23 protein-coding genes are annotated in these 24,406 nt (G+C 57.2%); 9 read left to right on the forward strand and 14 right to left on the reverse strand.

What is annotated here, in order from left to right; all coding sequences use genetic code 11:
- Positions 1-55 precede the first annotated feature (55 nt).
- Both CDA56_RS01745 and CDA56_RS01750 read left to right on the forward strand, forming a co-directional pair.
- The gene (locus CDA56_RS01745) at positions 56-1,417 is read left to right on the forward strand and encodes a NosD domain-containing protein (protein WP_103815184.1); all 1,362 of its coding nucleotides are present in this window, start codon (positions 56-58) and stop codon (positions 1,415-1,417) included.
- A 157-nt stretch (positions 1,418-1,574) separates the two neighbouring features.
- Positions 1,575-2,954 carry a carbohydrate porin gene (locus CDA56_RS01750; RefSeq protein WP_025106557.1) on the forward strand — a complete coding sequence of 460 codons (1,380 nt, stop codon included), beginning with the start codon at positions 1,575-1,577 and terminating at the stop codon, positions 2,952-2,954.
- A 47-nt stretch (positions 2,955-3,001) separates the two neighbouring features.
- Here CDA56_RS01750 and rhaM read toward each other — a convergent pair whose 3' ends face one another.
- From rhaM to rhaB, 9 genes are all read right to left on the reverse strand, one after another.
- Positions 3,002-3,316, reverse strand: coding sequence for an L-rhamnose mutarotase (gene rhaM, locus CDA56_RS01755; protein WP_014227413.1), 315 nt, complete (start codon positions 3,314-3,316; stop codon positions 3,002-3,004).
- A complete protein-coding gene (fucO, locus tag CDA56_RS01760; RefSeq protein ID WP_064378058.1) occupies positions 3,313-4,461 on the reverse strand; it encodes a lactaldehyde reductase in 1,149 nt (382 codons plus the stop codon). Before fucO ends, rhaM begins: the two co-directional genes overlap by 4 nt.
- A gap of 115 nt (positions 4,462-4,576) precedes the next feature.
- Positions 4,577-5,581 (reverse strand): ABC transporter permease, encoded by a 1,005-nt coding sequence (locus tag CDA56_RS01765; protein ID WP_102803644.1) that lies wholly within the window; start codon positions 5,579-5,581, stop codon positions 4,577-4,579.
- Positions 5,578-6,582, reverse strand: a complete 1,005-nt coding sequence (locus CDA56_RS01770) for an ABC transporter permease (RefSeq protein ID WP_032751732.1) — start codon at positions 6,580-6,582, stop codon at positions 5,578-5,580. Before CDA56_RS01770 ends, CDA56_RS01765 begins: the two co-directional genes overlap by 4 nt.
- Positions 6,582-8,093 carry a sugar ABC transporter ATP-binding protein gene (locus tag CDA56_RS01775; protein WP_102803645.1) on the reverse strand — a complete coding sequence of 504 codons (1,512 nt, stop codon included), beginning with the start codon at positions 8,091-8,093 and terminating at the stop codon, positions 6,582-6,584. The genes CDA56_RS01770 and CDA56_RS01775 overlap by 1 nt, the downstream gene beginning before the upstream one ends.
- A 143-nt stretch (positions 8,094-8,236) precedes the next feature.
- Entirely contained in the window at positions 8,237-9,223 is a 987-nt protein-coding gene (gene rhaS / locus CDA56_RS01780; RefSeq protein WP_004127197.1) for a rhamnose ABC transporter substrate-binding protein, read from the reverse strand.
- Positions 9,224-9,304: 81 nt separating this feature from the next.
- Positions 9,305-10,135, reverse strand: coding sequence for a rhamnulose-1-phosphate aldolase (gene rhaD / locus CDA56_RS01785; RefSeq protein ID WP_032719438.1), 831 nt, complete (start codon positions 10,133-10,135; stop codon positions 9,305-9,307).
- Between the two features lie 136 nt (positions 10,136-10,271).
- Positions 10,272-11,531 carry an L-rhamnose isomerase gene (gene rhaA, locus CDA56_RS01790; RefSeq protein WP_025106561.1) on the reverse strand — a complete coding sequence of 420 codons (1,260 nt, stop codon included), beginning with the start codon at positions 11,529-11,531 and terminating at the stop codon, positions 10,272-10,274.
- A complete protein-coding gene (rhaB, locus tag CDA56_RS01795) occupies positions 11,528-12,994 on the reverse strand; it encodes a rhamnulokinase (RefSeq protein ID WP_104011290.1) in 1,467 nt (488 codons plus the stop codon). Before rhaB ends, rhaA begins: the two co-directional genes overlap by 4 nt.
- Before the next feature lie 311 nt (positions 12,995-13,305).
- Here rhaB and rhaS (CDA56_RS01805) point away from each other — a divergent pair, with 311 nt between their 5' ends.
- Both rhaS (CDA56_RS01805) and rhaR read left to right on the forward strand, forming a co-directional pair.
- Positions 13,306-14,142 carry an HTH-type transcriptional activator RhaS gene (rhaS, locus tag CDA56_RS01805; protein WP_004107487.1) on the forward strand — a complete coding sequence of 279 codons (837 nt, stop codon included), beginning with the start codon at positions 13,306-13,308 and terminating at the stop codon, positions 14,140-14,142.
- Between the two features lie 73 nt (positions 14,143-14,215).
- Positions 14,216-15,064 (forward strand): HTH-type transcriptional activator RhaR, encoded by an 849-nt coding sequence (gene rhaR / locus CDA56_RS01810; protein ID WP_004127212.1) that lies wholly within the window; start codon positions 14,216-14,218, stop codon positions 15,062-15,064.
- Between the two features lie 5 nt (positions 15,065-15,069).
- Here rhaR and rhaT read toward each other — a convergent pair whose 3' ends face one another.
- Complete coding sequence (gene rhaT / locus CDA56_RS01815) at positions 15,070-16,104, reverse strand: L-rhamnose/proton symporter RhaT (RefSeq protein WP_004107493.1); 1,035 nt, start codon at positions 16,102-16,104, stop codon at positions 15,070-15,072.
- A gap of 291 nt (positions 16,105-16,395) precedes the next feature.
- On the opposite strand from rhaT, the gene sodA reads away from it, so the two are divergent.
- Positions 16,396-17,016: a superoxide dismutase [Mn] gene (gene sodA, locus CDA56_RS01820; protein WP_004127220.1), complete on the forward strand. Its 621-nt coding sequence runs from the start codon at positions 16,396-16,398 to the stop codon at positions 17,014-17,016.
- Between the two features lie 71 nt (positions 17,017-17,087).
- A complete protein-coding gene (yiiM, locus tag CDA56_RS01825) occupies positions 17,088-17,762 on the forward strand; it encodes a 6-hydroxyaminopurine reductase (protein ID WP_014227423.1) in 675 nt (224 codons plus the stop codon).
- 90 nt (positions 17,763-17,852) lie between these two features.
- On the opposite strand, the gene cpxA is transcribed toward yiiM, so the two are convergent.
- The gene (gene cpxA / locus CDA56_RS01830) at positions 17,853-19,226 is read right to left on the reverse strand and encodes an envelope stress sensor histidine kinase CpxA (protein ID WP_004107505.1); all 1,374 of its coding nucleotides are present in this window, start codon (positions 19,224-19,226) and stop codon (positions 17,853-17,855) included.
- Positions 19,223-19,921 carry an envelope stress response regulator transcription factor CpxR gene (gene cpxR, locus CDA56_RS01835; RefSeq protein ID WP_004127228.1) on the reverse strand — a complete coding sequence of 233 codons (699 nt, stop codon included), beginning with the start codon at positions 19,919-19,921 and terminating at the stop codon, positions 19,223-19,225. Before cpxR ends, cpxA begins: the two co-directional genes overlap by 4 nt.
- Before the next feature lie 149 nt (positions 19,922-20,070).
- Here cpxR and cpxP point away from each other — a divergent pair, with 149 nt between their 5' ends.
- The 3 genes from cpxP (at position 20,071) to pfkA (ending at position 22,785) form a co-directional block, all read left to right on the forward strand.
- Positions 20,071-20,574, forward strand: coding sequence for a cell-envelope stress modulator CpxP (gene cpxP, locus CDA56_RS01840; RefSeq protein ID WP_049082048.1), 504 nt, complete (start codon positions 20,071-20,073; stop codon positions 20,572-20,574).
- Positions 20,575-20,723: 149 nt separating this feature from the next.
- Positions 20,724-21,620 (forward strand): CDF family cation-efflux transporter FieF, encoded by an 897-nt coding sequence (gene fieF, locus CDA56_RS01845; RefSeq protein ID WP_014227425.1) that lies wholly within the window; start codon positions 20,724-20,726, stop codon positions 21,618-21,620.
- Between the two features lie 202 nt (positions 21,621-21,822).
- On the forward strand, positions 21,823-22,785 hold the full coding sequence (gene pfkA / locus CDA56_RS01850; RefSeq protein WP_004127238.1) for a 6-phosphofructokinase: 963 nt from the start codon (positions 21,823-21,825) through the stop codon (positions 22,783-22,785).
- Between the two features lie 59 nt (positions 22,786-22,844).
- On the opposite strand, the gene rraA is transcribed toward pfkA, so the two are convergent.
- Positions 22,845-23,330, reverse strand: a complete 486-nt coding sequence (rraA, locus tag CDA56_RS01855; RefSeq protein WP_004127241.1) for a ribonuclease E activity regulator RraA — start codon at positions 23,328-23,330, stop codon at positions 22,845-22,847.
- A gap of 92 nt (positions 23,331-23,422) precedes the next feature.
- A complete protein-coding gene (menA, locus tag CDA56_RS01860; RefSeq protein WP_014227426.1) occupies positions 23,423-24,349 on the reverse strand; it encodes a 1,4-dihydroxy-2-naphthoate polyprenyltransferase in 927 nt (308 codons plus the stop codon).
- Positions 24,350-24,406: the final 57 nt, after the last annotated feature.

Below are 24,406 nucleotides of genomic sequence, written 5' to 3' on the forward strand. Positions count from 1 at the left end.
AGTCAAATTTAAGCGTTGATGTTCGATTTCTTATTATCATTAGAGGCGGTTTTTCATGGTACGTAAAAATTATTATGATGTTACGCAGTGGCACGTCGGCAACCCGTATGAGGATATTGGCGAAGTCATTAACAGTATTCTCGCCGATATTAAATCGCGACAAACTGAAACCGATATTAACGACGGGGGTAAACCGGGCGCCGCGATTTATATTCCGCCTGGCGATTATCATCTGAAGACGCAGGTCTTAATTGATATCAGTTATTTAAAAATTATGGGTTCCGGGCATGGTTTTGTCTCCTCGAGCATTCGCTTTAATACGCCGGCGGACGAGTGGGCGAATTTGCACGATATATGGCCGGGCGGGAGCCGTATCCTGGTCGATCTCTGCCCGCAGCCCGGCGATGAAGAACACGCTGGCGCTGCATTTTACGTGAAACGCAGCGGGGCGCCGCGTATCAGTTCGGTGGCGTTCGAAAACTTCTGTATTGATGGTTTGCACTTTGTTGATGATGGGCTGGGAAACAACGACCCGGAAAATAGCTATACGAACGGCAAAACCGGGATTTATATCGCCAGCGCGCAGGACGCTTTCCGCATTACCGGGATGGGATTTATCTATCTGGAGCATGGCCTCACCACGTACAATAGCGATGCAATGGCGATCCATAATAACTTTATCGCCGAATGCGGTAACTGTATCGAGCTGCGTGGCGCCGGGCAGGCTTCAAAAATAACCGATAACCTGATTGGCGCGGGCTATAAAGGCTATTCTATTTACGCGCAAAACTTCGGGGGGTTATTGATTTCTACCAACAATATTTTCCCCCGTGGCGCAAGCAGCGTGCACTTATCGGGCGTGGTCCGCTCTAGCATCACCAGCAATCGATTCCATTCATTTTATCCGGGAATGCTCGTTCTCGAGAACAACTGTGCGGAGAATCTGATCTCGGCAAACCATTTCTTGCGCGATCGTGAACCCTGGCCGCCGATGCAGGCCTATGACAACGGCCTGGATGATGCCTATGGCTTGCTGCATATAAACGGCAGTAATAATTCGGTTATTGCTAATCATATTTCCGAAACGATTGATGTCCAGTATCTCAATCCGCAGGGAATAAAACCGGTCATCATTCGCCTTGTTTCCGGCAAAGGGAATTATATTGCGAATAACCATATCGTGGCGACCACGGAGACGTCAGCGGCGCAGTCGCAGCCCTCCGAAGAGGATGCCTGCTTTGCGGCGCAGGTCAGCGCTTTGCTGACGACGGCCAGGTTAAAAGAACTCGATGCGGTCGCCGTGCAGGTAGAAAAAGAATCCGTGCAAAACACGATACTTGATAGCGGCAGTGACGCACAGGTGGTCATAGACCGAGCGCGTAATGCCTTCAGGGCGACACCGGTTGCTGGAAATTAATATTCACTCTGTTTGTTAATCCGTATAGCGAATAACGTTATTTAAGGAGGCAGATTACACGTTATTTCATTCATTCTTCTGCTAAATAAAAATCAAAATATAAAAGGTGAATATTTTTATTCACCTTATCCCACCTTTTACCTCTGGGAAAATAAAAATGAATAAAACAACATTATCAATAGCGCTAGGCTTGTGTTTAATAACGGGATCGGCGGTCGGGAAAAATAATCAACTGACGCTGGAACAACGAATGGAACAGCTTGAAGCGCGGCTTGCCGCCGCGGAAAGCCGGGCGACGGTAGCGGAAGGCCAGGTGCGGGATTTACAGGCGAAGCAGAATGCCGCTATTCAGGCGGCGCAAACCCGTGTGCCGGTAAACAGCGCGGCGGCAACCGCGGAGAGTAAAAAGAATCTTAGCGTCCCGGAGCTGAAATTATCCGGCTATGGCGATCTGAAAATCTACGGCGACGTGGAGTTCAACATGGACGCGGAAAGCAAACACGGCCTGCTGGCGATGACCAACGCCGATGTCGGCAGCGATCCCACCTATGATAAGTGGGATTTAAACGGCCGTATCCTGCTCGGCTTCGACGGTATCCGCAAAACGGATAACGGCTATTTTGCCGGTTTCTCTGTCCAGCCGCTGGCGGATATGACCGGCTCGATGAACCTCGACGACGCGGTATTCTTCTTTGGTCAGGAGAACGACTGGAAGGTGAAAGTGGGGCGCTTTGAAGCGTACGATATGTTCCCGCTGAATCAGGACACCTTCGTCGAGCACTCCGGTAATACCGCCAACGACCTCTACAGCGACGGCCATGGCTATATCTATATGATGAAAGAGGGTCGCGGCCGCTCTGACGCAGGCGGCAACTTCCTGCTGAGCAAGCAGCTTGATAACTGGTATTTTGAGCTCAACACCCTGCTGGAAGACGGTACGTCGCTGTACGACAACGGTGGCTACCATGGTCGTGATATGGAGCAGAAAAAGAACGTCGCCTATTTGCGCCCGGTGGTGTCATGGGCGAAAGACGAATTTTCCGTTGCCGCGGCCATGGAAGCGAACGTGGTGCAGAACGCCTACGGCTATAAAGATGCCCAGGGCAACTTTATCGATCAGTCGGGGCGCACCGGCTATGGCCTGACCATGACCTGGAACGGCCTGAAGCGCGACCCGGAGGACGGGGTGGTGGTTAATCTGAACACCGCTTATATGGACGCCAGCAACGAACAGGATTTGACCGCCGGGGTGAACGCGCTGTGGCGGCGCTTCGAGCTGGGATATATCTACGCGCATAACAAAATCAGCGATTATGCCGGGGTGATTTGCGATAACGACTGCTGGATTAAGGATGAAGGCACCTACAATATTCATACCTTCCACGCGTCGTATCAAATTCCGAACGTGATGAATATGCAGAACTTTAATATCTATCTCGGCGCCTATTACTCCATTCTGGATAGCGACGAGAAGCTGAGCCAGGGGGATGATGACGATCGCTACGGCGCGCGGGTGCGCTTTAAGTACTTCTTCTAAGCGCTTGAAACGGCTGCCCCGCTCAGCACAACGGGGCAGCCATAGTTTTACTCCAGATAAAACACCTCTTTAAGCTCCGCGCTTACCGGACTGTTGTCCGGATTGGCAGGCATCACATCGCGCATATGCTGCCACCAGCGCTGGCATACCTCGGTCCCGGCGACGGCGTCCCAGCGCGCTTCGGATTCAATCTCCACCGTGGCGAACAGCAGATGGCGCTCTTTATCGAGATAAATCGCGTAGTGGTGCGCGCCGTGGGCTTTCAGCACCGCTTCCAGCTCCGGCCAGATGGGGTTATGACGGCGCTGATACTCTTCATGCGCGTCCGGGTTTACCTGCATCACGAAAGCTTTGCGGATCATAATGCCTCCAGATAGAGTTCGCGGACTTCATCGCGGCTGGCGGTGCGCGGATTGCACGGCGCGCACGGGTCGGCCAGCGCTTTATCCAGCCAGCCTTCAATATCGGCTTTGCTGACGCCAAGCTGGCTGAAGCCTCGCGGAATGCCGACGCGTTTGCTTAGCGCGCGGATGGCGTTGATGGCCTCCATGCTGGCCGCTTCATCGCTCATACCGCGGGTATCGACGCCCATCGCCTGCGCCACGCGCGCGAAGCGGGCAACCGCGTTCGGCCGGTTAAAGTTTTCGATGATCGGCAGCAGGATGGCGTTGCACACGCCGTGCGGCAGGTTGTGGGTAGCGCCCGGCTGATGGGCCAGCGCGTGCACCAGGCCGAGACCGGCGCTGTTAAACGCCATGCCCGCCAGATACTGGCCAAACGCCATCTGCTCGCGGGCTTCAAGGTGGTGTCCATCGTCGACGGCTTGCGGCAGCCACAGGTTGATCAGGCGAATCGCTTCCAGGGCGTTGGCATCGGTCAGCGGATGCGCGCCCACGGAAACAAAGGCTTCAATGGCGTGGGTCAGCGCGTCCATGCCGGTGGCGGCGGTAATGGATGGCGGGATATCCAGCATCACGCTGGCGTCATCGACGGCGATATCGGGAATGATATTGGGGTCGATAATCACCTCTTTTACCTGGCGCTCGGCGTCGATAATAACCGCGTTGCTGGTCATCTCCGCTGCGGTGCCGGCGGTTGTGTTGATGGCCACCAGCGGCACGCCGGCGTTTTTCACTTTGCCGACGCCGGAGTAGGCGGTCGATGGCCCCGGGTTGGCGGTGAGGATTTTTATCGCTTTGGCGGTATCAATCGGGCTGCCGCCGCCGAAGGCGATAAGGTAATCACACCCGGCCTCGCGATACGCCGCGTAGCCTTTTTGCACCAGCGCTTCCGTTGGGTTAGGGAACACCTCGTCAAACAGATGGTAAGACATCTGCTGTTCATCCAGGGCGGTAAACAGGCTGTCGAGCAGCCCCAGCTTCACCAGCTGACCGTCGGTGACGATCAGCGCTTTGCCCCAGCGTTTACCCGCCACCAGCTTGACCATATCGCCGATTGCGCCCGCGCCGTGGAGGCTGATTTTGGGCAGTGCCAACATAAAACTCATGATAATTCTCCTTAATGTTGATTTTGGGTAATCCGTTTCCCTTCACCCGCCCCCGGGTCGCGGCTGGCGCCTTACCCGGGCTACACGTACCGGTCAGATTAGGGTGAAGGGGAAATTAAATTCGTCTTCGCTGCATCATCCGCCGGGTAATAATCGGCAGCGAGATCACCACGATCAGCATCGCGCCGATAATGATCGACATCACGATCCCCGGCACGTTGAGCAGGCTCAGGCCAAACGTCACCAGCCCCATCAGGAAGGCGGCGATAATCACCCCCACCATGCTGCCGGAGCCGCCGAGAATATTGACGCCGCCGAGCACCGCCATCGTGACGACCGCCAGCTCCCAGCCCATCGCCAGCGTCGGGCGGGTGCTGCCGAGCCTCGAGGTCAGCAGGACCGCCGCCAGCCCGGCCATCAGCCCGACCAGCGCGAACAGCACCAGATTGTGGCGCTTGACGTTGATTCCGGAGAACCAGGCTCCGGTCGGGTTATTGCCGATGGCGTAGGTCCGGCGGCCAAAGTTGGTTTTATGCAGCAGGAAGGTAAAGGCGGCGGCGAGGAGGATAAACAGCGCGAACTCAAAAGAGAGCGCCCCCCACACGTAGCCCTGGCCGAACCAGGCGAAGCTGTCCGGGTAGTGATTGAGCGCCTTGTCGCCCAGCAGAATGTAGGTTATTCCGCGATACAGGCTCATGGTGCCGATGGTGATCACAATCGACGACAGGTTAAAGCGCGTCACCAGGATACCGTTGAACAGGCCGCACAGCAGCCCCACGCCCAGCCCGACGGCCACCAGCAGCGGCGTATCCATACCCGCCGCCGCGCAGAAGCCCATCGCCGTTGAGCTCAGCGCCATCGTCGAGGCTACCGAAAGGTCGATCTCTCTGGCGATAATCAGCATCGCCATCGGCAGCACGATGATCGCTTTTTCAGTAAAGTTAAACGTGGCGTCCGACAGGTTCCAGATATTAAGGAAGTAGGGTGACGCCAGGGCGTTAACCACGAATACCGCCAGGGTTACCGCCAGCAGAAACCCTTCCCAGCACAGCAAGCGGCGCAGCGGCGACGGCGCGGCCGGGGCGCTTTTCATCTCTTCAGATATCATTATTTTGCTCATGATTTCACCGCCTGTTTCTGCCGCGCCAGCGCCGCGTTGCGCAGGATTAATCGTCCGCTACCTTTATTACCGCGTTCGTTAAGCAGCACCGCAATGACGATCACCGCGCCGGAAATGGCCATTTGCCAGAACGGCGAAATGCCGATCACCGGCAGGGCGTTATTGATAACGCCGAGGAACAGCGCGCCGCACAGGCAGCCGAGCACGCGACCGGTTCCGCCCATGGTGCTGATGCCGCCGATGACGCAGGCGGCGACCACCTGCAGTTCAAAACCGTTGGCGACATCGACATAGGCGACGGCGAAGCGCGAGATCCACAGATAGCCGCAGAACCCGGCCAGCGCGCCGGAGAGGCAGAAGCTGACAAACTGCATTTTCCCGGCGTTAATCCCGGTGTAGTACGCCGCCGTCGCGTTGCCGCCCGCGGTGTACAAGGCCCGGCCGGTGCGGCTGTAGCGGAGGAAATAGCCCACCAGCAGCAGCGCGGCGATGGCGCACCAGCTCAGCAGCGGCAGCCCCAGCAGCGAGGCGCGCGGCAGGCCGAGAAAATCGGCGCTCATCTGGTGCGAGTTAACCCAGCCGCCGTCGGAAAGCAGGAAGATAATCCCGCGATAAATACTCATGGTGCCCAGCGTGACCACGATGGCCGGAATGCCGAGCCGCCAGACCAGCAGGCCGTTAATCATCCCCATCAGCAGGCCAAGCAGGGTCGCCAGTGCCAGCAGCGCCGCCACCGGGATACCCGGATAGTGGGCGTTGAGCAGCGCGACGATCATCCCGGTCAGCGCCAGATTGGCGGCCATCGACAGATCGATGCCTTTGGTGAGCAGTACCATCATCTGGCCGAGGGCGAGGACGATCAGAATGGCGGTGTCGTTAAACATCTCCACCAGATTGCCCGGCGAGACGAACGACGGCGCCCGGCTGCCGATAGCGCCGATCAGCAAAACGATCGCCGCCGCCAGCAACGCTTCGCGGTGTTTAAGCAGTTGTTTACCCATTACGCTGCCTCCCGACCGGCGCCGCTGGCGGCGCTGACGATGGTTTCCGCCGTCGCTTCACCGGCGCGATACTCGGCCACCATCAGCCCTTCGTGCATCACGATAATCCGGTCGGCCATGCCCATCACTTCCGGCAGCTCCGAAGAGACCATAATGACCGCCAGCCCCTGGCTGACCAGCTCGGACATAAACTGGTGCACCGCCGCTTTGGAGCCGATATCGATGCCTTTAGTCGGTTCGTCGAGGATAATCACCTCGGGATGGGTCGCCAGCCATTTGCCGATCACCACTTTTTGCTGATTGCCGCCGGAAAGGGTTTCCACCGCCTGCCGCCAGCTAAAGGCCTTAACCTGCAGGCGCGAGGCGTACTCGTCCGCCAGCCGCCATTCGCGGGCGTCGTTAAGCACGCCGCCGGGGTTCAGTTTGCTGAGCTGCGGCAGGCTGATGTTCTGGGCGATCGGCAGGGCGATAATTACTCCCTGCTTCTGCCGCTCTTCCGGCACGCAGACGATACCGGCGCCGATCGCGTCGGCCGGCTGGCGAAAGCGCATCGGTTTTCCCTTCAGCACGATATCGCCGGAAGAGGGATGCGAGACTCCGGAGAGCGCCTGCATCAGCTCGGTGCGCCCGGCGCCCACCAGCCCGTAAAAGCCAAGGATCTCCCCTTTGCGCAGGCTGAAGCTGATATGGGCGAACTCGGTGGGGTGGCAGAGGTCTTTCACCTCCAGCACCGTTTCCCCTGGGATACAATCGACTTTCGGGTAGGTTTGGGTAATCGCGCGGCCCACCATCATCGCCACCATCCGCTCTTCGGTGATGTCGTTAATCGCACCGGAGCTGACGTACACGCCGTCGCGCAGAATGGTGTAGTAGTCCGCCAGCTCGAAAATCTCATCGAACTTATGCGAAATAAACAGGATCGCTTTGCCGTCCTGCTTCAGGCGCTCAACGATCTGATAGAACTCCAGAATTTCATGCTGCGAGAGCGCGGCGGTCGGCTCATCGAGGATCACCACCTGAGCTTCAAAGGAGAGCGCCCGGGCGATGGCGACCATATGGCGCTGGGCGATACTGAGGGTTTTCAGCGTCGCGCGCGGGTCAATCTGTACCTCGAGGCGGGTGAGAATTTCGCTGGCTTTGCGGTGCATGGCGGGCCAGTCGAGCTTCTTCAGCAGGCCGCGATGCAGATACTGGCCGACGAAGATATTTTCGGTGACCGAGAGTTCGTCGAACAGCACGGTTTCCTGATGAATCGCGGTGATCCCGACCTTATGCGCCGACTCCGGGTTCGGCAGTTGGATAGGGATCTCTTTATAGAGAATCTCGCCCTCTTCGGGCTGATAAATGCCGGTCATCACTTTGACCAGCGTCGATTTCCCCGCGCCGTTTTCGCCGATTAAAGCGGTCACTTTGCCGGGCCAGAGATCGAGCTGTACGTTTTCAAGGGCGCGCACACCGGGAAAAACCTTGGTGATGCCCTTCAGCGACAGCAGTGGGGTGGATGCTGACATGATAGTTCTCCGTAAAATCACCCCTCACCCTAACCCTCTCCCCAAAGGGGCGAGGGAACCGTTCAGTGCTCGCTGGCAGCAGTGCGCAGAGGGCCTGACTTTCTCCCTCTCTTTTGGAAGAGGGCCGGAGTGAGGAAACAGGGTTAGAAAATTTTCGAGAACTTATCGATGTTGCTCGCATCGTAGACGAACGGTTCGGCCATCGCGCCGCTACCGTCGGCGTCCAGCTTCACTTTGCCCAGCTTGCCCATATTGGCTTCGGTTTTGGTCGCCGTGCCTTTGACTAAATCGTCGGCCAGATACGTGGCGGCGTAGCCGAGGTCAATCGGGTTCCAGATGGCGAAGCTTTTGCTGGCACCGGACTTAATCGCCCCGGCCATTTCCGACGGCAGCCCCAGCCCGGTGACGTAGACCTTGCCGATTTTGCCCTGATCTTTCACCGCCTGCGCGGCGGCCACGATCCCCACCGACGAAGGCGAAACGATCACTTTCAGGTCAGGATATGACTTCAGCAGGCCCACCGCTTCGCGGTAGCTTTTATCCGACAGATCGTCCCCGTAGGCGACGGTCACCAGATTGACGGACGGGTACTGCGGCAGCACCTTTTTCATCTCCTCAATCCAGATGTTCTGGTTGGTGGAGGTTGGGGTGGCGCTTAAAATCGCCACATCGCCTTTTTCCACGTTCAGCGCCTTCAGCGCATCGGCGGCGAGCTTAACGTTGGTTTCGCCAATCAGCGCGTTATTGGACGGATTAAGATGGATCTGGCGGCCCGCCGGCGCGACGCCGGAGTCCCAGGAGACCACCTTAATACCGCGCTGCATCGCTTTTTTCAGTACCGGCACCACGGCGTCGGGATCGTTAGCGGAAATGGCGATCGCATCCACCCCCTGGGCGATCAAACCATTCAGCACTTCGATCTGCGCTTCGGCGGTGGTGGTGGTCGGGCCGGTATAGATCACTTTGACATCGCCTAACTCTTTGGCCGCTTCCTGCGCGCCGACGTTCGCTGCTTCGAAGAATCCATTTCCCAATGATTTCGCCACGAGGGCGATTTTGACTTCGGCTAAAGCGGAACCGGACAACGCCAGGATGGCAACGGTGAGGATCAAGCTTGTGTTTGTTTTCATTGCTTTTACTCCACATGAGTTAGTTTGTAGGGTTTGCAGGTGATTTTTTCGCCCCGTCTCGGTGAGCGGGGCGCGATGTTGTTATGGATAAAGGTCTAACGCGGACTGCAGGGGTTGAACGTTGAAGCGTTTGCCAAGGGCGACCAGCTCTTCGCGGGTGATGGTTTGTTTCATCCCGCCCATTGAGTAAACTTTCACCAGCACCTCGGCGGATTTCTCAGCGGTATCGATCAGGCCGAAGGTTTCGTCCAGATTGGGGCCGCTGCCGAAAACGCCGTGGAATGGCCACAGCACCAGCGAATGTTTCTGCATCGCCTCGGCGGTGGCCTGGCCGATTTCGTCGGTGCCCGGCACCATCCACGGCAGGATGCCGACGCCGTCCGGGAAGACCACCAGGCATTCGGTACTCCCTTCCCACAGCTTGCGGGTAAACAGATCGCTGTTGTTCTCCAGCACGTAGGTCAGGGCGATCAGATTGGTGGCGTGGCAGTGCATGATCACCCGGTCTTTACCGTTGGTCAGCCGGATGCGCTCGCTGTGCGACAGGAAGTGCGCCGGCAGCTCGGATGTTGGCACCGCATCGTTGGTCAGGCCCCAAAGAATATGGTATCCCGCGCCGTCGCTGTCGACTTTCACCACCCCGAGGTTCGCCGCCGGGTCGAGCTGGACGTTACGGAAGAATTTACCGGAACCGGTGACGATAAACGGCTGGTTAGCCAGCGTCGGCATCGGCTGGCTCAGGGCGATATAGCGCGGTTTAGCGTGGAAATCCGCCGCGTAGGGTTCGATATCCGCTTCGTCCAGGCGCAGCGTCAGGTTGCCGCCGTTGCGCTCGTCCCAGCCTTTCAGCCAGGCGTCGGAAGTGGCTTTAATCATGCCCTGGACGAACCAGGCGTCGATAATGGTCTGCATAGTCTTGTCTTTCCTGTTGATTCGGCGCGGGGGTGGCCCCTCACCCTAAATATGTGCGAGCCCCGGATTGCGCCGTAAACGGCTTATCCGGGCTACCAGTTCGTAGCCCGGCCGCGACCCGGGGAACGTCCGGGCATTACCCGCGCTGGCTCAGAACCGCATTTTCATAAGCGCGTACGTTATCCAGCCACTGGCTGCCTGCCGGCGTATCGTGACGCTGACAGTACATCTCCCAGATGGCCTGCCACGGCAGGCACTTCTGCTCTTCCAGCAGCGCCAGACGGGCGGTGTAGTCGCCGTCGACTTCCAGCTGACGCAGCTGGGCGGTCGGTTCCAGCAGGGCGCGCAGCAGCGCTTTCTTCATATTGCGCGTGCCAATCACCCACGCCGCGATGCGGTTAATCGAAGCGTCGAAGAAATCGAGGCCGATATGCACGCGGTCGAACAGATCGTGACGGATGATTTCGCTGGCGATGGCCTGGGTTTCGTCATCCAGCAGCACCACGTGGTCGCTGTCCCAGCGTACCGGACGGCTGACGTGCAGCAGCAGGCGCGGGATATAGAGCATGGCGGCGGAGATTTTGTCGGAGATGACCTCCGTCGGGTGGAAGTGGCCGGCATCCAGGCACAGGGCGGTCTGGCGGCTGGTGGCGTAGCCCATATAGAACTCATTGGAGCCGACGGTGTAGCTTTCCGCGCCGATACCGAACAGTTTGCTCTCGACGGCATCAATGTGGTGCGCCGGGTCGAGTTTCTCGCTGATCACTTCATCGAGCGCGTTCAGCAGGCGCTGGCGCGGCGCGAAGCGGTCAACGGTAATATCCTTCATGCCGTCCGGGATCCAGATATTCATTACCGACGGCGTGCCCAGCTGCTCGCCGAAGTAAGCGGAAATACGGCGGCTGGCTTTGCAGTGATCGATCCAGAACTGGCGGATTTCATCGTTGGCGTGCGACAGCGTAAAGCCATCGGCGCTTAGCGGATGCGAGAAGCAGGAGGGGTTAAAATCGAGCCCCAGCTTGTTGGCTTTCGCCCACTCAACCCAGTTTTTAAAGTGCTCCGGCTTAATTTCATTACGCGGCACCGGCGCGTCGGATTCGAGATAGAGCGCGTGCAGGTTCAGGCGTTTTGGCCCGGGGATCAGGCTCAGCGCCTGCTCAAGGTCGGCGCGCAGCTCGCTGGCGTTACGCGCTTTACCCGGGTAGTTGCCGGTGGCCTGAATACCGCCGGTCAGGCTTCCTTCCGGGTTTTCGAAACCGACGACGTCATCGCCCTGCCAGCAGTGCATGGAAACGGGCAGGCGATCCAGCTGGCGCAAGGCCTCCTCGACGTCCACGCCGACGCTGGCGTAGCGCTGTTTGGCAATTTCCCAGGCTTGTTCAAGTTGAGTGGTCATGCGCAAAGCTCCTTGGTCTGTTGTGGCTGAAACTGCGCGACGAAGCGGGCAATTTCACTTTCAGGATTGGGGGTAAAGGTGGTGAGGGCGTAGTTTTGCCGCACCACCTGACGGAATTCATCGACGTTGTGCAGCTCGTCCAGGGTCATCAGCTGAATGCCGATATTGCCCAGGGTGGAGGCCTCAATCGGGCCGGCGGTCACGGTGATGCCGCAGGCGTCGGCGCACAGCTGGTTGAGCAGTTCGTTCTGGCAGCCGCCGCCGACAATATGCAGCTGGCTGAACGGCTGACCGCGCAGCGCCGCCAGCTCGTTGAGCACCCGGGCGTAGAGCAGCGCCAGGCTGTCAAAAATACAGCGCGCCAGCTCGGCGTCGGTATCGGGAACCGGCTGCCCGGCTTCGCGGCAGGCGGCCTGGATTTCCGCGCTCATGTTGTCCGGGTTGATAAAGCGGTCATCGTTGCAGTCAATGACGAAGCGGCAGGCCGGAAGCGCAGCGGTACGCGCGATCAGCGCCGGCAGGTCGCCGACGTTTTGCTCCTTGAGCACCCGCTGCAGCAGCCACAGGCCCATAATATTTTTCAGCACCCGATAGCGGCCTTCGGCACCGCCTTCGTTGGTGATATTGGCCCTTAGCGCCGCATCGCTGGTGCAGGGGGTTTTGCTTTCAAAGCCCATCAGCGACCAGGTGCCGGAAGAGAGATACGCGGCGTTTTTGCTGGCCAGCGGCGAGGCGATAACCGCGCTGGCGGTATCGTGGCTGGCGACGGCGACCACCGGGATGTTATTGCCCTGCGGGCAAATCCAGTGGCCAATAACGTTGCCGGGATGGGTCGGCGTACCGAACCATTCGCGCGGCGCGCCGCTCCAGTTCAGCAGATCTTCGTCCCAGTTATCGCTGTTGATGTTGACCAGCTGCGTGGTAGTGGCGTTGGTGTATTCCCAGTTCATGTTGCCGGTCAGGCGGAAGCTAAAGTAGTCCGGGATCAGCAGCGCGTGCGCGGCCTGGCTGACCAGCTCCGGCTGCTGTTCAACCAGCGCGCGCAGCTGATAAAGGGTATTAAACGGCAGAAACTGAATACCGCTGCGGCGATAGATCTCCGCCCGGCCCAGCTGCTCTTCGGCATGGCGCATCAGGCCCTGGGTGCGGGAGTCGCGATAGGAAACCGGCAGGCCGACGCGCTGACCCGCTTTATCCAGCAGGACATAATCCACGCCCCAGGTATCGATGCCGATGCTGTCGATCAGGATGCCCTGTTCGCAGACCTTCTCCAGACCGCGGCGAATTTCCCCTTCCAGGCTATCGAGATCCCAGCAGTCGAAGCCATCCACCTTTTGCAGGCTATTGGTAAAACGGTGAATTTCACGCAGCGCCAGCGTTTGCTGACCGGGCTGATAACCGGCGAGCATCACCCGCCCGCTGGAGGCGCCTAAATCGACGGCGACACAATGACGAAAACTCATGGGAAGATCCTTGTGAAAATCATTGCATGCAGTCTAAAAAAGTCGCGTCGGGCTCACCTTCTTGTTACTGACAGGGAAAATTGGCCGCTGGCAAGAAAGCAAAGGTGACCGTGAGGGAGGTCACAGTTTCGTTTTCTCCGCGCTGGGGTGAGGGATGTGATGTTGTCCGCAGTTCCCGATCTTTCCCGTCATTTCTTGAAAAAGCGGCAGGCTTTACGAATTTTGCGGTCAAAAATTGAAGGCCGGATCGCCGACCCTTAATTACTATTTGCTCCACTGATTGATAACTTTTCTCATCTCGAGGAGCGGCTATGACTATGTTGCACAGTGTGGATTTCTTTAAGTCCGGCGTTTCAGCTGTCGCCATTGAGCCGCGGCTCCCGCAATCCGCTTTTCCTGAGCATCACCATGATTTTCATGAGATTGTTATTGTGGAGCACGGCACAGGGATTCACGTTTTCAACGGCCAGCCCTACACCATCAGCGGCGGCTCGGTCTGCTTTATCCGCGATCACGATCGCCATCTCTACGAGCATACGGATAATTTATGCCTGACTAATGTGCTCTATCGCGCGCCGGACGCGTTTCGCTTTTTGTCCGGCCTGAACGAGCTGCTGCCGCAGGAGCAGGAGGGGAACTACCTCTCGCACTGGCGGGTGAATCAGAATGCGTTGCAGCAGGTGCGCCAGATTGTGGAGCAGATGGAGAACGTTGGCGCGGATGCGGATATGCACGCCATCGCCAGCCGCGAGATTTTATTTATGCAGCTGCTGGTGCACCTGCGTAAAAGCAGCCTCGCCGAAGGGGCCGCCAACAACGACGCGCGGCTCAACCATTTGATGGCCTGGCTGGAAGACCATTTTGCTGAAGATATCTGCTGGGAAGAGGTGGCGGCGCGCTTTTCGCTCTCCTTGCGAACCCTGCACCGTCAGTTAAAACAGCAAACCGGGCTGACGCCGCAGCGCTATCTGAATCGGGTGCGGTTGATGAAAGCGCGCCATCTGCTGCGCCATAGCGATGATAGCGTGACCGATATCGCCTATCGCTGCGGATTCGGCGACAGTAACCACTTTTCGACGCTTTTCCGCCGCGAGTTTGACTGGTCTCCGCGCGATATTCGCCAGGGGCGCGACGCCATTCTTCAGTAACGGGAGAGCAGTCAACGTTTTGACAGACATAAACGCGAATAATGAAACGTTATTCGCGTCCGGAGTTGATGTCGTGGCAGGTCAGCTGATTCTTCGCAAAGATGAATTTTTTGCCTCTCCCGCTCAGGCGGTGGCGGTGGCGGATCGCTATCCGCAAAACGTCTTCGCCGAGCACACCCATGAGTTCTGCGAACTGGTGCTGGTGTGGCGGGGTAACGGCCTGCACGTCCTGAACGATCGCCCGTGGCGCATTACCCGCGGCGATCTGTTCTATATCCGCGCGGAAGATAAACACTCCTACGCCTCGGTGAACGATCTCGTCCTGCAAAACGTCATTTATTGCCCGGACCGGCTGCGGCTTAACTTTGACTGGGCGGCGCACATTCCCGGCCTGTTCGGCACCCCGTGGGTTCCGCACTGGCGGATTGGCAGCAGCGGCATGGCCCAGGTCAGGCAGGTGATTACCCAGCTGGAGCATGAAAGTAGCCGCAGCGATGCGCAGGCCAATAATATGGCCGAACTGCTGTTTGCGCAGCTGGCGCTTATTCTTCAGCGCTATCGCTACGCCACCGATAATCTGGCGGCAACCCAAAGCGAAGCGCTGCTCGATAAGCTGCTCACCGAGCTGGCGGGCAGCCTCAATCGTCCTTTCTTTCTTGACCGTTTTTGCGAGCGCGAAGGGTGCAGTGAACGCGCGCTGCGCCAGCAGTTTCGTCAGCAGACGGGGATGACCATCAACCACTACCTGCGCCAGCTGCGCATCTGTCACGCGCAGTATCTGCTGCAGCATACCGAACGGCTGATTGGCGAAGTGGCGATGCAGTGCGGGTTTGAAGACAGCAACTACTTTTCGGTGGTGTTTAACCGCGAGATAGGCATGACGCCGGGGCAGTGGCGGCAGCGCAGTCGCACCGCCGCCTGACGACGCTAGTTCGCCATTCCCAGACCAACGATATTGGCGGCGATAATAATCACCACGCAGCCGAGGCTGAGGACGCCCACCGGACGACGACCGGCGTTGTTCCACTCTTTCAGTATCAGACCCACGAGGCCGCCGCACAGCACGTAGAAGCTCATATGCAGCATCCAGCTCATGTAGTCGTACTGCGCCGGAATGCTGGCGTGGCCCCAGGCGTAGAAAAAGAACTGCAGATACCACATCAGGCCGCCTAACGCCGAAAGCAGGATATTGCTGATGATGAGCGGTTTTGCCAGCGAGAAGTCGGCTTTTATCGACAGGTTTTTTACTTTTGCCAGGCGGATAAAGCAGAAGCCGAGGTTGACCAGCGCGCCGCCGCCCATGATCACCACATAGCTTGGCAGCGCGGTGTAGAGCGGATCAACGCCGAGCGCGGCGGCGGCTTCATGCATCGGCTTGGCGGCGTTCATGGCGAACGACATACCGGCCGAGAAGATGCCGCACATCACCGCCAGCAGCAGCCCCTTTTTCAGGTTGAAGTCTTCGGCTTTGATGCCCATTTTGCGCTCTTTCAGCTGGCCTGCACGGGTGACGATACCCACGCCAATCACCGCGACCAGCACGCCGAGCAGCGTCATCTGGCCGCCTTTAGTGTTAATGAGAACATCAAACTGACCGTTAAGAATCGGCGTCATTAACGTGCCGACAATCAGCGTGATACCAATGGCGATGCCGATCCCCATCGACATCCCCAGGTAACGCATCGTCAGGCCGTAGTTGATATTACCGATACCCCACATGGCGCCGAACAGGAAAACGGGCAGCAGAGTGGAGGCGTTAAAAGAACCGTAATAGGCCCAGAAATCGGGCAGCAGCATGGCGCTGATGGCCCAGGGGAGGATCAGCCAGGAGACAATACCGCCGATAGACCACATGGTTTCCCAGGACCAATGTTTAACTTTCTTGAACGGGGCATAGAAACAGGCTGCACTGGCCGCACCTATCAAATGCCAAAAAATACCCATCGTAATCGCGTGATTCATTGATTTTATCCTCATCTATTTTTTATCGGATAAATCTTCTTCCGACCCGATGAGTGTAAAAATCGGTCAGTTTTTCCGCCTTTAAGCTGTTGCCACCCGAAGCCTGAACCTGGCAACCAAAAACTTAATTAGTTGTTCTGTATCACAAAACGACATCTATTACCCGTTGTTATAACCTTATTAAAAATACGGCATTGATAAGCGTTTTCAATATCATTTAATTAACTATAATGAACCAACTGCTTACGCGGCATTAACACTTTCCGCCGCTCGACAATAATGGAGATGATTATGAGTTATACACTGCCTGCCCTGCCGTACGCTTATGACGCCCTGGAACCGCATTTTGACAAGCAGACGATGGAAATCCATCACACTAAACACCACCAGACCTACGTAAATAACGCTAACGCAGCGCTGGAAAGCCTGCCTGAGTTCGCGAGCCTGTCCGCAGAAGAGCTGATTACCAAACTGGATCAGCTGCCGGCAGACAAAAAAACCGTGCTGCGTAACAACGCAGGCGGCCACGCTAACCACAGCCTGTTCTGGAAAGGCCTGAAAACCGGTACCACCCTGCAGGGCGACCTGAAAGCGGCTATCGAGCGTGATTTCGGTTCCGTTGACAACTTCAAAGCGGAATTTGAAAAAGCGGCGGCGACCCGTTTCGGCTCCGGCTGGGCGTGGCTGGTGCTGAAAGGCGACAAGCTGGCGGTGGTTTCTACCGCTAACCAGGACTCCCCGCTGATGGGCGAAGCGATCTCCGGCGCTTCCGGCTTCCCGATTATTGGCCTGGACGTGTGGGAACACGCTTACTACCTGAAATTCCAGAACCGCCGCCCGGACTACATCAAAGCGTTCTGGGACGTGGTGAACTGGGACGAAGCCGCAGCGCGTTTTGCCGCCAAAAAATAAGGTTGCATTGTGCTGAGCGAGAAGCGAGTCTGATGACTCGCTTTTTTTATATCCGCAGCAAAGGAGCAGCGATGCACTATCCGGTGAATGTCTTTGTGGGCAAGGTAAGGGATTATGACGGCAGCCGTCCAAGCGCCATCGGTAAAATTCAGGTCGATGGTGAACTGACCCTCGGCGATTTGGGGCTGGAGGGCGATGAGCAGGCGGAGAAGAAAATTCACGGCGGGCCGGACCGCGCGCTGTGCCACTATCCCCGTGAACACTACGCCCACTGGGCCCGTGAGCTTCCGCAGCAGGCGGATCTTTTCTGCGCCCCGGCGTTTGGCGAAAATCTCTCGACCGAAGGGCTGACCGAAAAAAACGTCTACATTGGCGATATCTTCCGCTGGGGAGAAGCGCTGATTCAGGTCACGCAGCCGCGATCGCCGTGCTTCAAGCTCAACTATCACTTTGCCGTCAGCGATATGGCGCAGCTTATGCAAAACAGCGGCAAAACCGGCTGGCTGTATCGGGTGGTGGCGGGCGGGCAGGTGTCCAGCGATGCGCCGCTGGCGCTGGTTTCCCGGCTCAGCGACGTGAGCGTTCACGAAGCGGGCGCCATCGCCTGGCAGATGCCGTTTGATGATGAGCAGTACCATCGTCTGCTCTCCGCGGCGGGGCTGTCGGTAAGCTGGAGCCGTACCATGCAGAAACGGCGCCTGAGCGGGAAGATCGAAAATAATTCGCGGAGATTGTGGGGAAAATAGCGCTTCCGTGCGCGTTCCCGGATGGCGGCGCGTTGCGCCTTATCCGGGCTACCCGTTTCGAACCCGGCCCGGCGAAGCCAGGTCGGGGGATCAGGTGCGCTTGTACAGCGGCAGCCAGAGGGTTAAGCGCAGGCCGCCCAGCGGGCTGTCGTCGGCCTTCACCCAACCGCGATGCTGTTGAATCGCCGCCTCGACAATCGCCAGCCCCAGGCCGGTACCGCCAGACTCGCGGTCGCGCGCCTCATCGGTACGGTAGAACGGACGGAAAATCTGCTCGCGATCCTCCGGACTCACGCCCGGGCCGTCATCATCGACGTTCACCGTGATGCCGTCTTTATCCACTGAGAAGCTTACCGAAATTTTAGTATGTGAGTAGCGCAGCGCGTTACGCACGATATTCTCCAGCGCGCTTTCCAGGGCATTGGGGTTACCGTACAGCGGCCACGGCCCCGGCGGATACTCGACGGTGAACGATTTCCCCATCTGTTCGGCTTCAAAGGCGGCGTTATCCAGCACCTCGCCCCACAGCTGGTTGGCTTTCACCGTTTCGCTGACCAGCGCGGTTTTCGCCTGATTGCGCGACATCACCAGCAGGTCGTTGATCATGCTATCCAGCCGGTGCGCTTCCATCTCAATACGCTCCAGCTCTTTGCTTTCCCCGCTGCGGCGGCGCAGCAATGCGGTGCCTAACTGCAGGCGGGTCAGCGGCGTGCGCAGTTCGTGCGAGATATCGGACAGCAGACGATGCTGGCTGGACATCATGCGCTCCAGCGCGGTCACCATCTGGTTAAAACTGGTCCCGGCGGCTAAAAACTCCTGCGGGCCGGCTTCCAGCTCCGGATGCTGACGCAGGTTGCCCTGGGCGACTTCATCGGCGGCATTTTTGAGCTTACGCGCGGGTTTCGCCAGGCTCCACGCCAGCCATAGCAGCAGCGGGGCGCTGACTAACATCGTGACGATCAGCAGCAGTAGCGGCCGGTCGAACAGCAGATTGATGAAGTCTGATTGTGACGTATTGGCAGGACGAATCAGATAGAGCTGGTAGTTATCTTCTCCATCCCTGACGGAAAAAGGCCCGACCATTTCCAGACGACCATAGCGCTTTTTCTGCGGATGGTCGGCGTTATCCGCCTGGCCGATAAAGTTGCGGATAATCTGCATTTCGTTGCGTTCGGCACCGATAACGCGACCTTCGCTGGTGACCAGCAGCAAACGCTGGCCCGGCGGAGCCCACTTATCGATGGCGCGAAACAGACGACGCCACCACATCAGGTCGTTTGGCGGATCGTTCGCCAGTTCGGCCTCGACGTGCTGTTCAATCATGATGCCCTGACGTTGCTCGCTCTCCAGCAGCTCGGTCATCTGGCGCGAGTCCAGCTTAGGCAGCATCAGAACCAGCATCAACACCAGCGCCAGCGTGAGCCAGAAAATAGCGAAGATGCGTGCGGTTAAACTTCCAATCATGAAGCCGATACCATCAGATAGCCGCGTCCGCGCAGGGTTTTAAACCACGGATGGCCGTCTTTGCGCTCCGGCAGCTTGCGCCGCAGGTTGGAGATGTGCATATCGATTGCGCGATCGAATGGCGTCAGGCGTTTACCCAGCACTTCCTGGCTAAGATGCTCACGCGATACCACCTGGCCAAGATGCTGCGCCAGAAGATAGAGCAGGGTGAACTCGGTGCCGGTCAGCTCGAGGGTCAGACCATCGAAGCTGGCTTCCTGGCGGCCGGGGTTAAGGCTTAGCGCATCCACTTCCAGCGTCGGTGAACCGGCTTCGGTTGTCTGCTGCTGCTCGCTCCAGTGCGACCGGCGCAGAATCGCGCGTATACGCGCCACCAGCTCACGATCGTTGAACGGCTTAGGCAAATAATCGTCCGCGCCCAGCTCGAGGCCGAGAACGCGATCCAGCTCGCTCCCGCGGGCCGTTAGCATGATAACCGGGGTCTGGTGTGTCTGACGCAACTCTTTGAGCGTGTCGATACCGTTTTTCTTCGGCATCATCACATCAAGCAAAAGTAAATCGATGCTGTCGTCCAGAAGGGCCAGCGCCTGTTCCCCATCATGGGCGACGAGCACATTAAAACCTTCCATATCGAGCAGCTCTTTTAACAGGGAGGTGAGCTCCCGGTCATCATCTACTAACAGGATTTTATTCATTGTTTAAATACCTCCGAGGCAGAAATTACGTCATCAAGGCTCGCTAATCCATGACTTTACGTTGTTTTACACCCCCTGACGCATGTTTGCAGCCTGCATCGTAAACTCTCTCTCGTTGAATCGCGACACAAACGTTTTGGGAGTATGTGATGCGCAATGTTATCGCTGCCGTCATGGCCTCAACGCTGGCGCTAAGTGCATATAGCCAAGCCGCTGAAGTCGTCACCAGCGTTAACTGGCTTCCCGGAGACGAAGGGGTCCAGCGCAGCAGCCAGAGCCATATGTTTGACGGCATAAGTTTAACTGAACAGCAACGGCAACAGTTACGAGATCTTATGCAGCGGGCACGCCACGACAGGCCACCCGTTAATGTTAGCGAAATGGAGACAATGCATCGCCTTGTCACCGCAGAAAATTTTGATGAAAACGCTGTACGCGCTCAGGCAGATAAGATGGCGCAGGAACAGGTTGCCCGCCAGGTTGAAATGGCAAAAGTTCGCAACCAGATGTATCACCTGCTAACGCCAGAGCAGCAAGCGGTTTTAAACGCTAAGCACCAGCAACGAATGGATCAGTTGCGTGAGGTTGCACGGATGCAAAAAGGCTCAGCGATGATGCTTTCGAGTAGTAGCAATACCCTGCAACCCCAGTAACAACCCTGTTTTCCTTGCCATAGACACCATCCCTGTCTTCCCCCACATGATGTGGGGGTTTTTTTTGCCCGTTATTCAGCGCCCTCCTGCCTCCCCGTCCCGGTAAAAGATCGGGTTATACTAAGCGCATCGCGAAGTAAGGAGCGTTTATGAATCAATCTTATGGGCAGCTGGTGAGCCGCGCGGCGATTGCGGCAACGGTGATGGCCTCTGCGTTACTTTTGATCAAGATTTTTGCATGGTGGTATACCGGGTCTGTGAGTATTCTGGCGGCGCTGGTTGATTCACTGGTGGATATCGCCGCCTCGTTGACCAACCTGCTGGTGGTGCGTTATTCGCTGCAGCCTGCCGATGAAGAACATACCTTTGGCCATGGTAAAGCGGAATCGCTGGCCGCGCTGGCGCAAAGTATGTTTGTCTCCGGCTCGGCGCTGTTTCTGTTCTTGACCGGTATTGATCATCTCGTTCGTCCTGAGCCGATGAATGCGGCGGGCGTAGGGATGGTGGTGACGCTGATTGCGCTGGTCAGCACGCTGCTGCTGGTCACGTTCCAGCGCTGGGTAGTAAGAAAAACACAAAGTCAGGCGGTACGGGCGGATATGCTTCATTATCAGTCTGATGTTATGATGAACGGCGCAATTCTGGTGGCGCTGGCCCTCTCCTGGTACGGCTGGCACCGTGCTGATGCGCTGTTTGCATTAGGTATAGGCGTCTATATTTTATATAGCGCGCTGCGCATGGCTTATGACGCCGTTCAGTCGTTGTTAGACCGCGCGCTTCCTGATGAGGAACGCCAGGAAATTATCAATATCGTGACCGCGTGGCCAGGCGTCAGCGGGGCGCACGATCTACGAACGCGGCAGTCAGGGCCGACTCGCTTTATTCAGATTCATTTGGAAATGGAAGATAACCTCCCGCTGGTTCAGGCACACGTGATTGCCGACCAGGTGGAGCAGGCGCTGTTGCTCCGTTTTCCCGGGTCCGATGTCATTATCCACCAGGACCCCTGCTCTGTGGTGCCGTTAGGGCGGCAGGGTGTTTTATGATCTTTAGGTTATAGTCTGTAAACTCGATGTAAAAGTGTGGGGCGGATCGGCATTTTTTGTATAAATTACCGCCATTTGGTCTGACCTGAATCAATTCAGCCAGAAGCGTTTGATATACTATTGCAATTATCGTTGTGCACTCCTCGTGAGGGGCGCTTCAGGCAACAGGATTATTTTTTGCTTCCTAAGTTCAGAGGTAGTCATGATTAAGAAAATCGGTGTGTTGACAAGTGGCGGTGATGCCCCGGGCATGAACGCAGCAATTCGTGGCGTTGTGCGTGCGGCATTAACGGAAGGTCTGGAAGTTTTTGGAATCTATGACGGTTACCTCGGCCTGTATGAAGATCGTATGGTTCAGCTCGACCGCTACAGCGTTTCCGACATGATCAACCGCGGCGGCACCTTCCTGGGGTCGGCGCGTTTTCCAGAATTCCGCGAAGAACATATTCGCGCCGTCGCGATTGAAAATATGAGAAAGCGCGGCCTGGATGCGCTGGTGGTTATCGGTGGTGACGGTTCCTACATGGGTGCCGTGCGTCTGACTGAGATGGGCTTCCCCTGCATCGGTCTGCCGGGCACCATCGACAACGATATTAAAGGCACCGACTATACCATCGGCTTCTTTACCGCATTGAGCACCGTGGTAGAGGCCATTGACCGCCTGCGTGACACCTCTTCCTCCCACCAGCGTATTTCCGTTGTTGAAGTGATGGGCCGCTACTGCGGCGATCTGACCCTGGCGGCAGCTATCTCCGGCGGCTGTGAGTTCATCATGGTGCCTGAGGTTGAATACACGCGCGACGACCTGGTTTCAGAAATTAAGGCGGGTATCGCAAAAGGCAAAAAACACGCGATTGTGGCGATCACCGAGCATATGTGCGACGTCGACGAGCTGGCTCACTACATCGAGAAAGAGACCGGCCGTGAAACTCGTGCCACCGTACTGGGCCACATTCAGCGCGGCGGCTCTCCGGTTCCTTATGACCGTATTCTGGCATCCCGCATGGGCGCGTACGCGATTGACCTGCTGCTGCAGGGCTTCGGCGGCCGCTGCGTTGGTATTCAGAACGAGAAGCTGGTTCACCACGACATTATCGACGCTATCGAAAACATGAAGCGTCCGTTCAAAAGCGACTGGCTGGATTGCGCTAAGAAGCTGTACTAAGCCTCCGGCGGAAATAAAAAGGCCTTCTCAGAGAGAAGGCCTTTTTTATGGGCGGGACGCTACTCGATATCCAGGGCATCCTCGGAGAGGATAATCCCGGTATTATCGGCGTAGAGATGGTCGCCGGAAAAGAAGGTGACGCCGCCGAAGTTGACGCGCACGTCGCTTTCGCCGATACCTTCACCTGCGGCCCCTACGGGGATGGCCGCCAGCGCCTGGATGCCGATATCCAGCTCTTCCAGATCGTCAACCTGACGCACAGCGCCATAGACGACCAGTCCTTCCCACTCGTTTTGTACGGCCAGACGCGCCAGGTCAGCGTCAATCAATGCGCGTCGAACGGAACCACCGCCGTCAACCAACAGGACATGACCACGGCCGTTCTGTTCGAGCATATCGTAGAGCAACCCGTTATCCTCGAAACATTTTACCGTGATGATTTGTCCACCAAACGACGAGCGCCCCCCAAAGTTGGAGAACAGAGGTTCCACGACGTTGACATCCTCCTGGTAGATGTCACAAAGCTCGGAAGTATCGTATTTCATAGGCTTAACGTTCAGTTGCTGCGAGAATTTTCAGTATATCGCGTGAATCGTACTGTTGGCAAAATCATCAATTGTTAATTGATATTTGTCAGTTAACCCACAAGCCGGCTGCAAATAATTCCGATAACAAACAGCAGGTTGGTCAGCAGCGCCCCTTTAACCGTTCTTTCGAGCATTGGACGCATGGCGACAGGGTCGCGTTCGCGCATCACATAACGCGCCTGTTTGACCAGCAGCGGCGTTGCCAGCAGGAACAGCCAACCCCACGGATTATGCAGCGAGAGAAGGTTAAACAGCGCCAGGCACAGCGGCGCGCCAAACAGCAGGCAGGCGTGGTAGCGGCGAGCGTTAACCGGCCCCAGGCGCACGGCGAGGGTGTTTTTACCGTTTTCACGATCGCTGTCGATATCACGCAGGTTGTTAATATTCAGCACCGCCGTTGCCAGCAGGCCGCAGGCGGTGGCGGGTAAGAAAATAACCGCTTCAACGCTGTGCGCCTGGAGGTACCAGCTCCCGACCACGCTAAGCCAGCCGAAGAACACCAGCACGGAGATATCGCCAAGGCCGATGTAGCCGTAAGGACGAGTGCCGACGGTGTAGGTAATGGCGGCCACGATCGATAGCCCGCCAAGCACCATAAAACCGATAAAATCGGCCATGGTCTGCCAGGCCAGGAACAGCAGCGCCAGGCCAGAGAGACAAATCAGCGCCACGGTGAGAATCAACGCGCGTTTCATCTGCGCCTGGGTGATTGCCCCTTTCTGCATCCCGCGCAGGGGGCCGATACGGTCAGGTTTATCGCTGCCTTTTACCGCGTCGCCATAATCGTTGGCCAGATTGGAGAGGATTTGTAATAAACCTGCGGTGATGATGGCCAGCAGGGCAACCCAGGGATCGAAGCTGCCCTGATGCCAGGCAAGCGCGGAGCCGACAATAATGGCGGCAAAGGCCAGAGGTAGCGTTTTGGGGCGCAGGCTTTCCAGCCAGGCCTGGGTGCGAGTGATAGCGTGTTCGGTCATAAGTCCCGGCCAATAAAAAATGGGGCTCTACCCTTCATACTTCAAGCTGCAGATGCG

This window comes from Klebsiella michiganensis, from assembly GCF_002925905.1.
Classification (GTDB): Bacteria; Pseudomonadota; Gammaproteobacteria; order Enterobacterales; family Enterobacteriaceae; genus Klebsiella; species Klebsiella michiganensis.

Excerpts from the sequence above, each read along its gene's own strand:
- CDA56_RS01775 (WP_102803645.1), bottom strand. The coding sequence starts at position 8,093 with ATGTCAGCATCCACCCCACTGCTGTCGCTGAAGGGCATCACCAAGGTT.
- yiiM (WP_014227423.1), top strand. The coding sequence starts at position 17,088 with ATGCACTATCCGGTGAATGTCTTTGTGGGCAAGGTAAGGGATTATGAC.
- rraA (WP_004127241.1), bottom strand. The coding sequence starts at position 23,330 with ATGAAATACGATACTTCCGAGCTTTGTGACATCTACCAGGAGGATGTC.
- sodA (WP_004127220.1), top strand. The coding sequence starts at position 16,396 with ATGAGTTATACACTGCCTGCCCTGCCGTACGCTTATGACGCCCTGGAA.
- fucO (WP_064378058.1), bottom strand. The coding sequence starts at position 4,461 with ATGAGTTTTATGTTGGCACTGCCCAAAATCAGCCTCCACGGCGCGGGC.
- rhaT (WP_004107493.1), bottom strand. The coding sequence starts at position 16,104 with ATGAATCACGCGATTACGATGGGTATTTTTTGGCATTTGATAGGTGCG.
- rhaS (WP_004127197.1), bottom strand. The coding sequence starts at position 9,223 with ATGAAAACAAACACAAGCTTGATCCTCACCGTTGCCATCCTGGCGTTG.
- fieF (WP_014227425.1), top strand. The coding sequence starts at position 20,724 with ATGAATCAATCTTATGGGCAGCTGGTGAGCCGCGCGGCGATTGCGGCA.
- cpxP (WP_049082048.1), top strand. The coding sequence starts at position 20,071 with ATGCGCAATGTTATCGCTGCCGTCATGGCCTCAACGCTGGCGCTAAGT.
- cpxA (WP_004107505.1), bottom strand. The coding sequence starts at position 19,226 with ATGATTGGAAGTTTAACCGCACGCATCTTCGCTATTTTCTGGCTCACG.
- cpxR (WP_004127228.1), bottom strand. The coding sequence starts at position 19,921 with ATGAATAAAATCCTGTTAGTAGATGATGACCGGGAGCTCACCTCCCTG.
- CDA56_RS01745 (WP_103815184.1), top strand. The coding sequence starts at position 56 with ATGGTACGTAAAAATTATTATGATGTTACGCAGTGGCACGTCGGCAAC.
- rhaS (WP_004107487.1), top strand. The coding sequence starts at position 13,306 with ATGACTATGTTGCACAGTGTGGATTTCTTTAAGTCCGGCGTTTCAGCT.
- CDA56_RS01770 (WP_032751732.1), bottom strand. The coding sequence starts at position 6,582 with ATGGGTAAACAACTGCTTAAACACCGCGAAGCGTTGCTGGCGGCGGCG.
- CDA56_RS01750 (WP_025106557.1), top strand. The coding sequence starts at position 1,575 with ATGAATAAAACAACATTATCAATAGCGCTAGGCTTGTGTTTAATAACG.
- rhaD (WP_032719438.1), bottom strand. The coding sequence starts at position 10,135 with ATGCAGACCATTATCGACGCCTGGTTCGTCCAGGGCATGATTAAAGCC.
- pfkA (WP_004127238.1), top strand. The coding sequence starts at position 21,823 with ATGATTAAGAAAATCGGTGTGTTGACAAGTGGCGGTGATGCCCCGGGC.
- rhaB (WP_104011290.1), bottom strand. The coding sequence starts at position 12,994 with ATGAGTTTTCGTCATTGTGTCGCCGTCGATTTAGGCGCCTCCAGCGGG.
- rhaA (WP_025106561.1), bottom strand. The coding sequence starts at position 11,531 with ATGACCACTCAACTTGAACAAGCCTGGGAAATTGCCAAACAGCGCTAC.
- CDA56_RS01765 (WP_102803644.1), bottom strand. The coding sequence starts at position 5,581 with ATGAGCAAAATAATGATATCTGAAGAGATGAAAAGCGCCCCGGCCGCG.
- rhaM (WP_014227413.1), bottom strand. The coding sequence starts at position 3,316 with ATGATCCGCAAAGCTTTCGTGATGCAGGTAAACCCGGACGCGCATGAA.
- menA (WP_014227426.1), bottom strand. The coding sequence starts at position 24,349 with ATGACCGAACACGCTATCACTCGCACCCAGGCCTGGCTGGAAAGCCTG.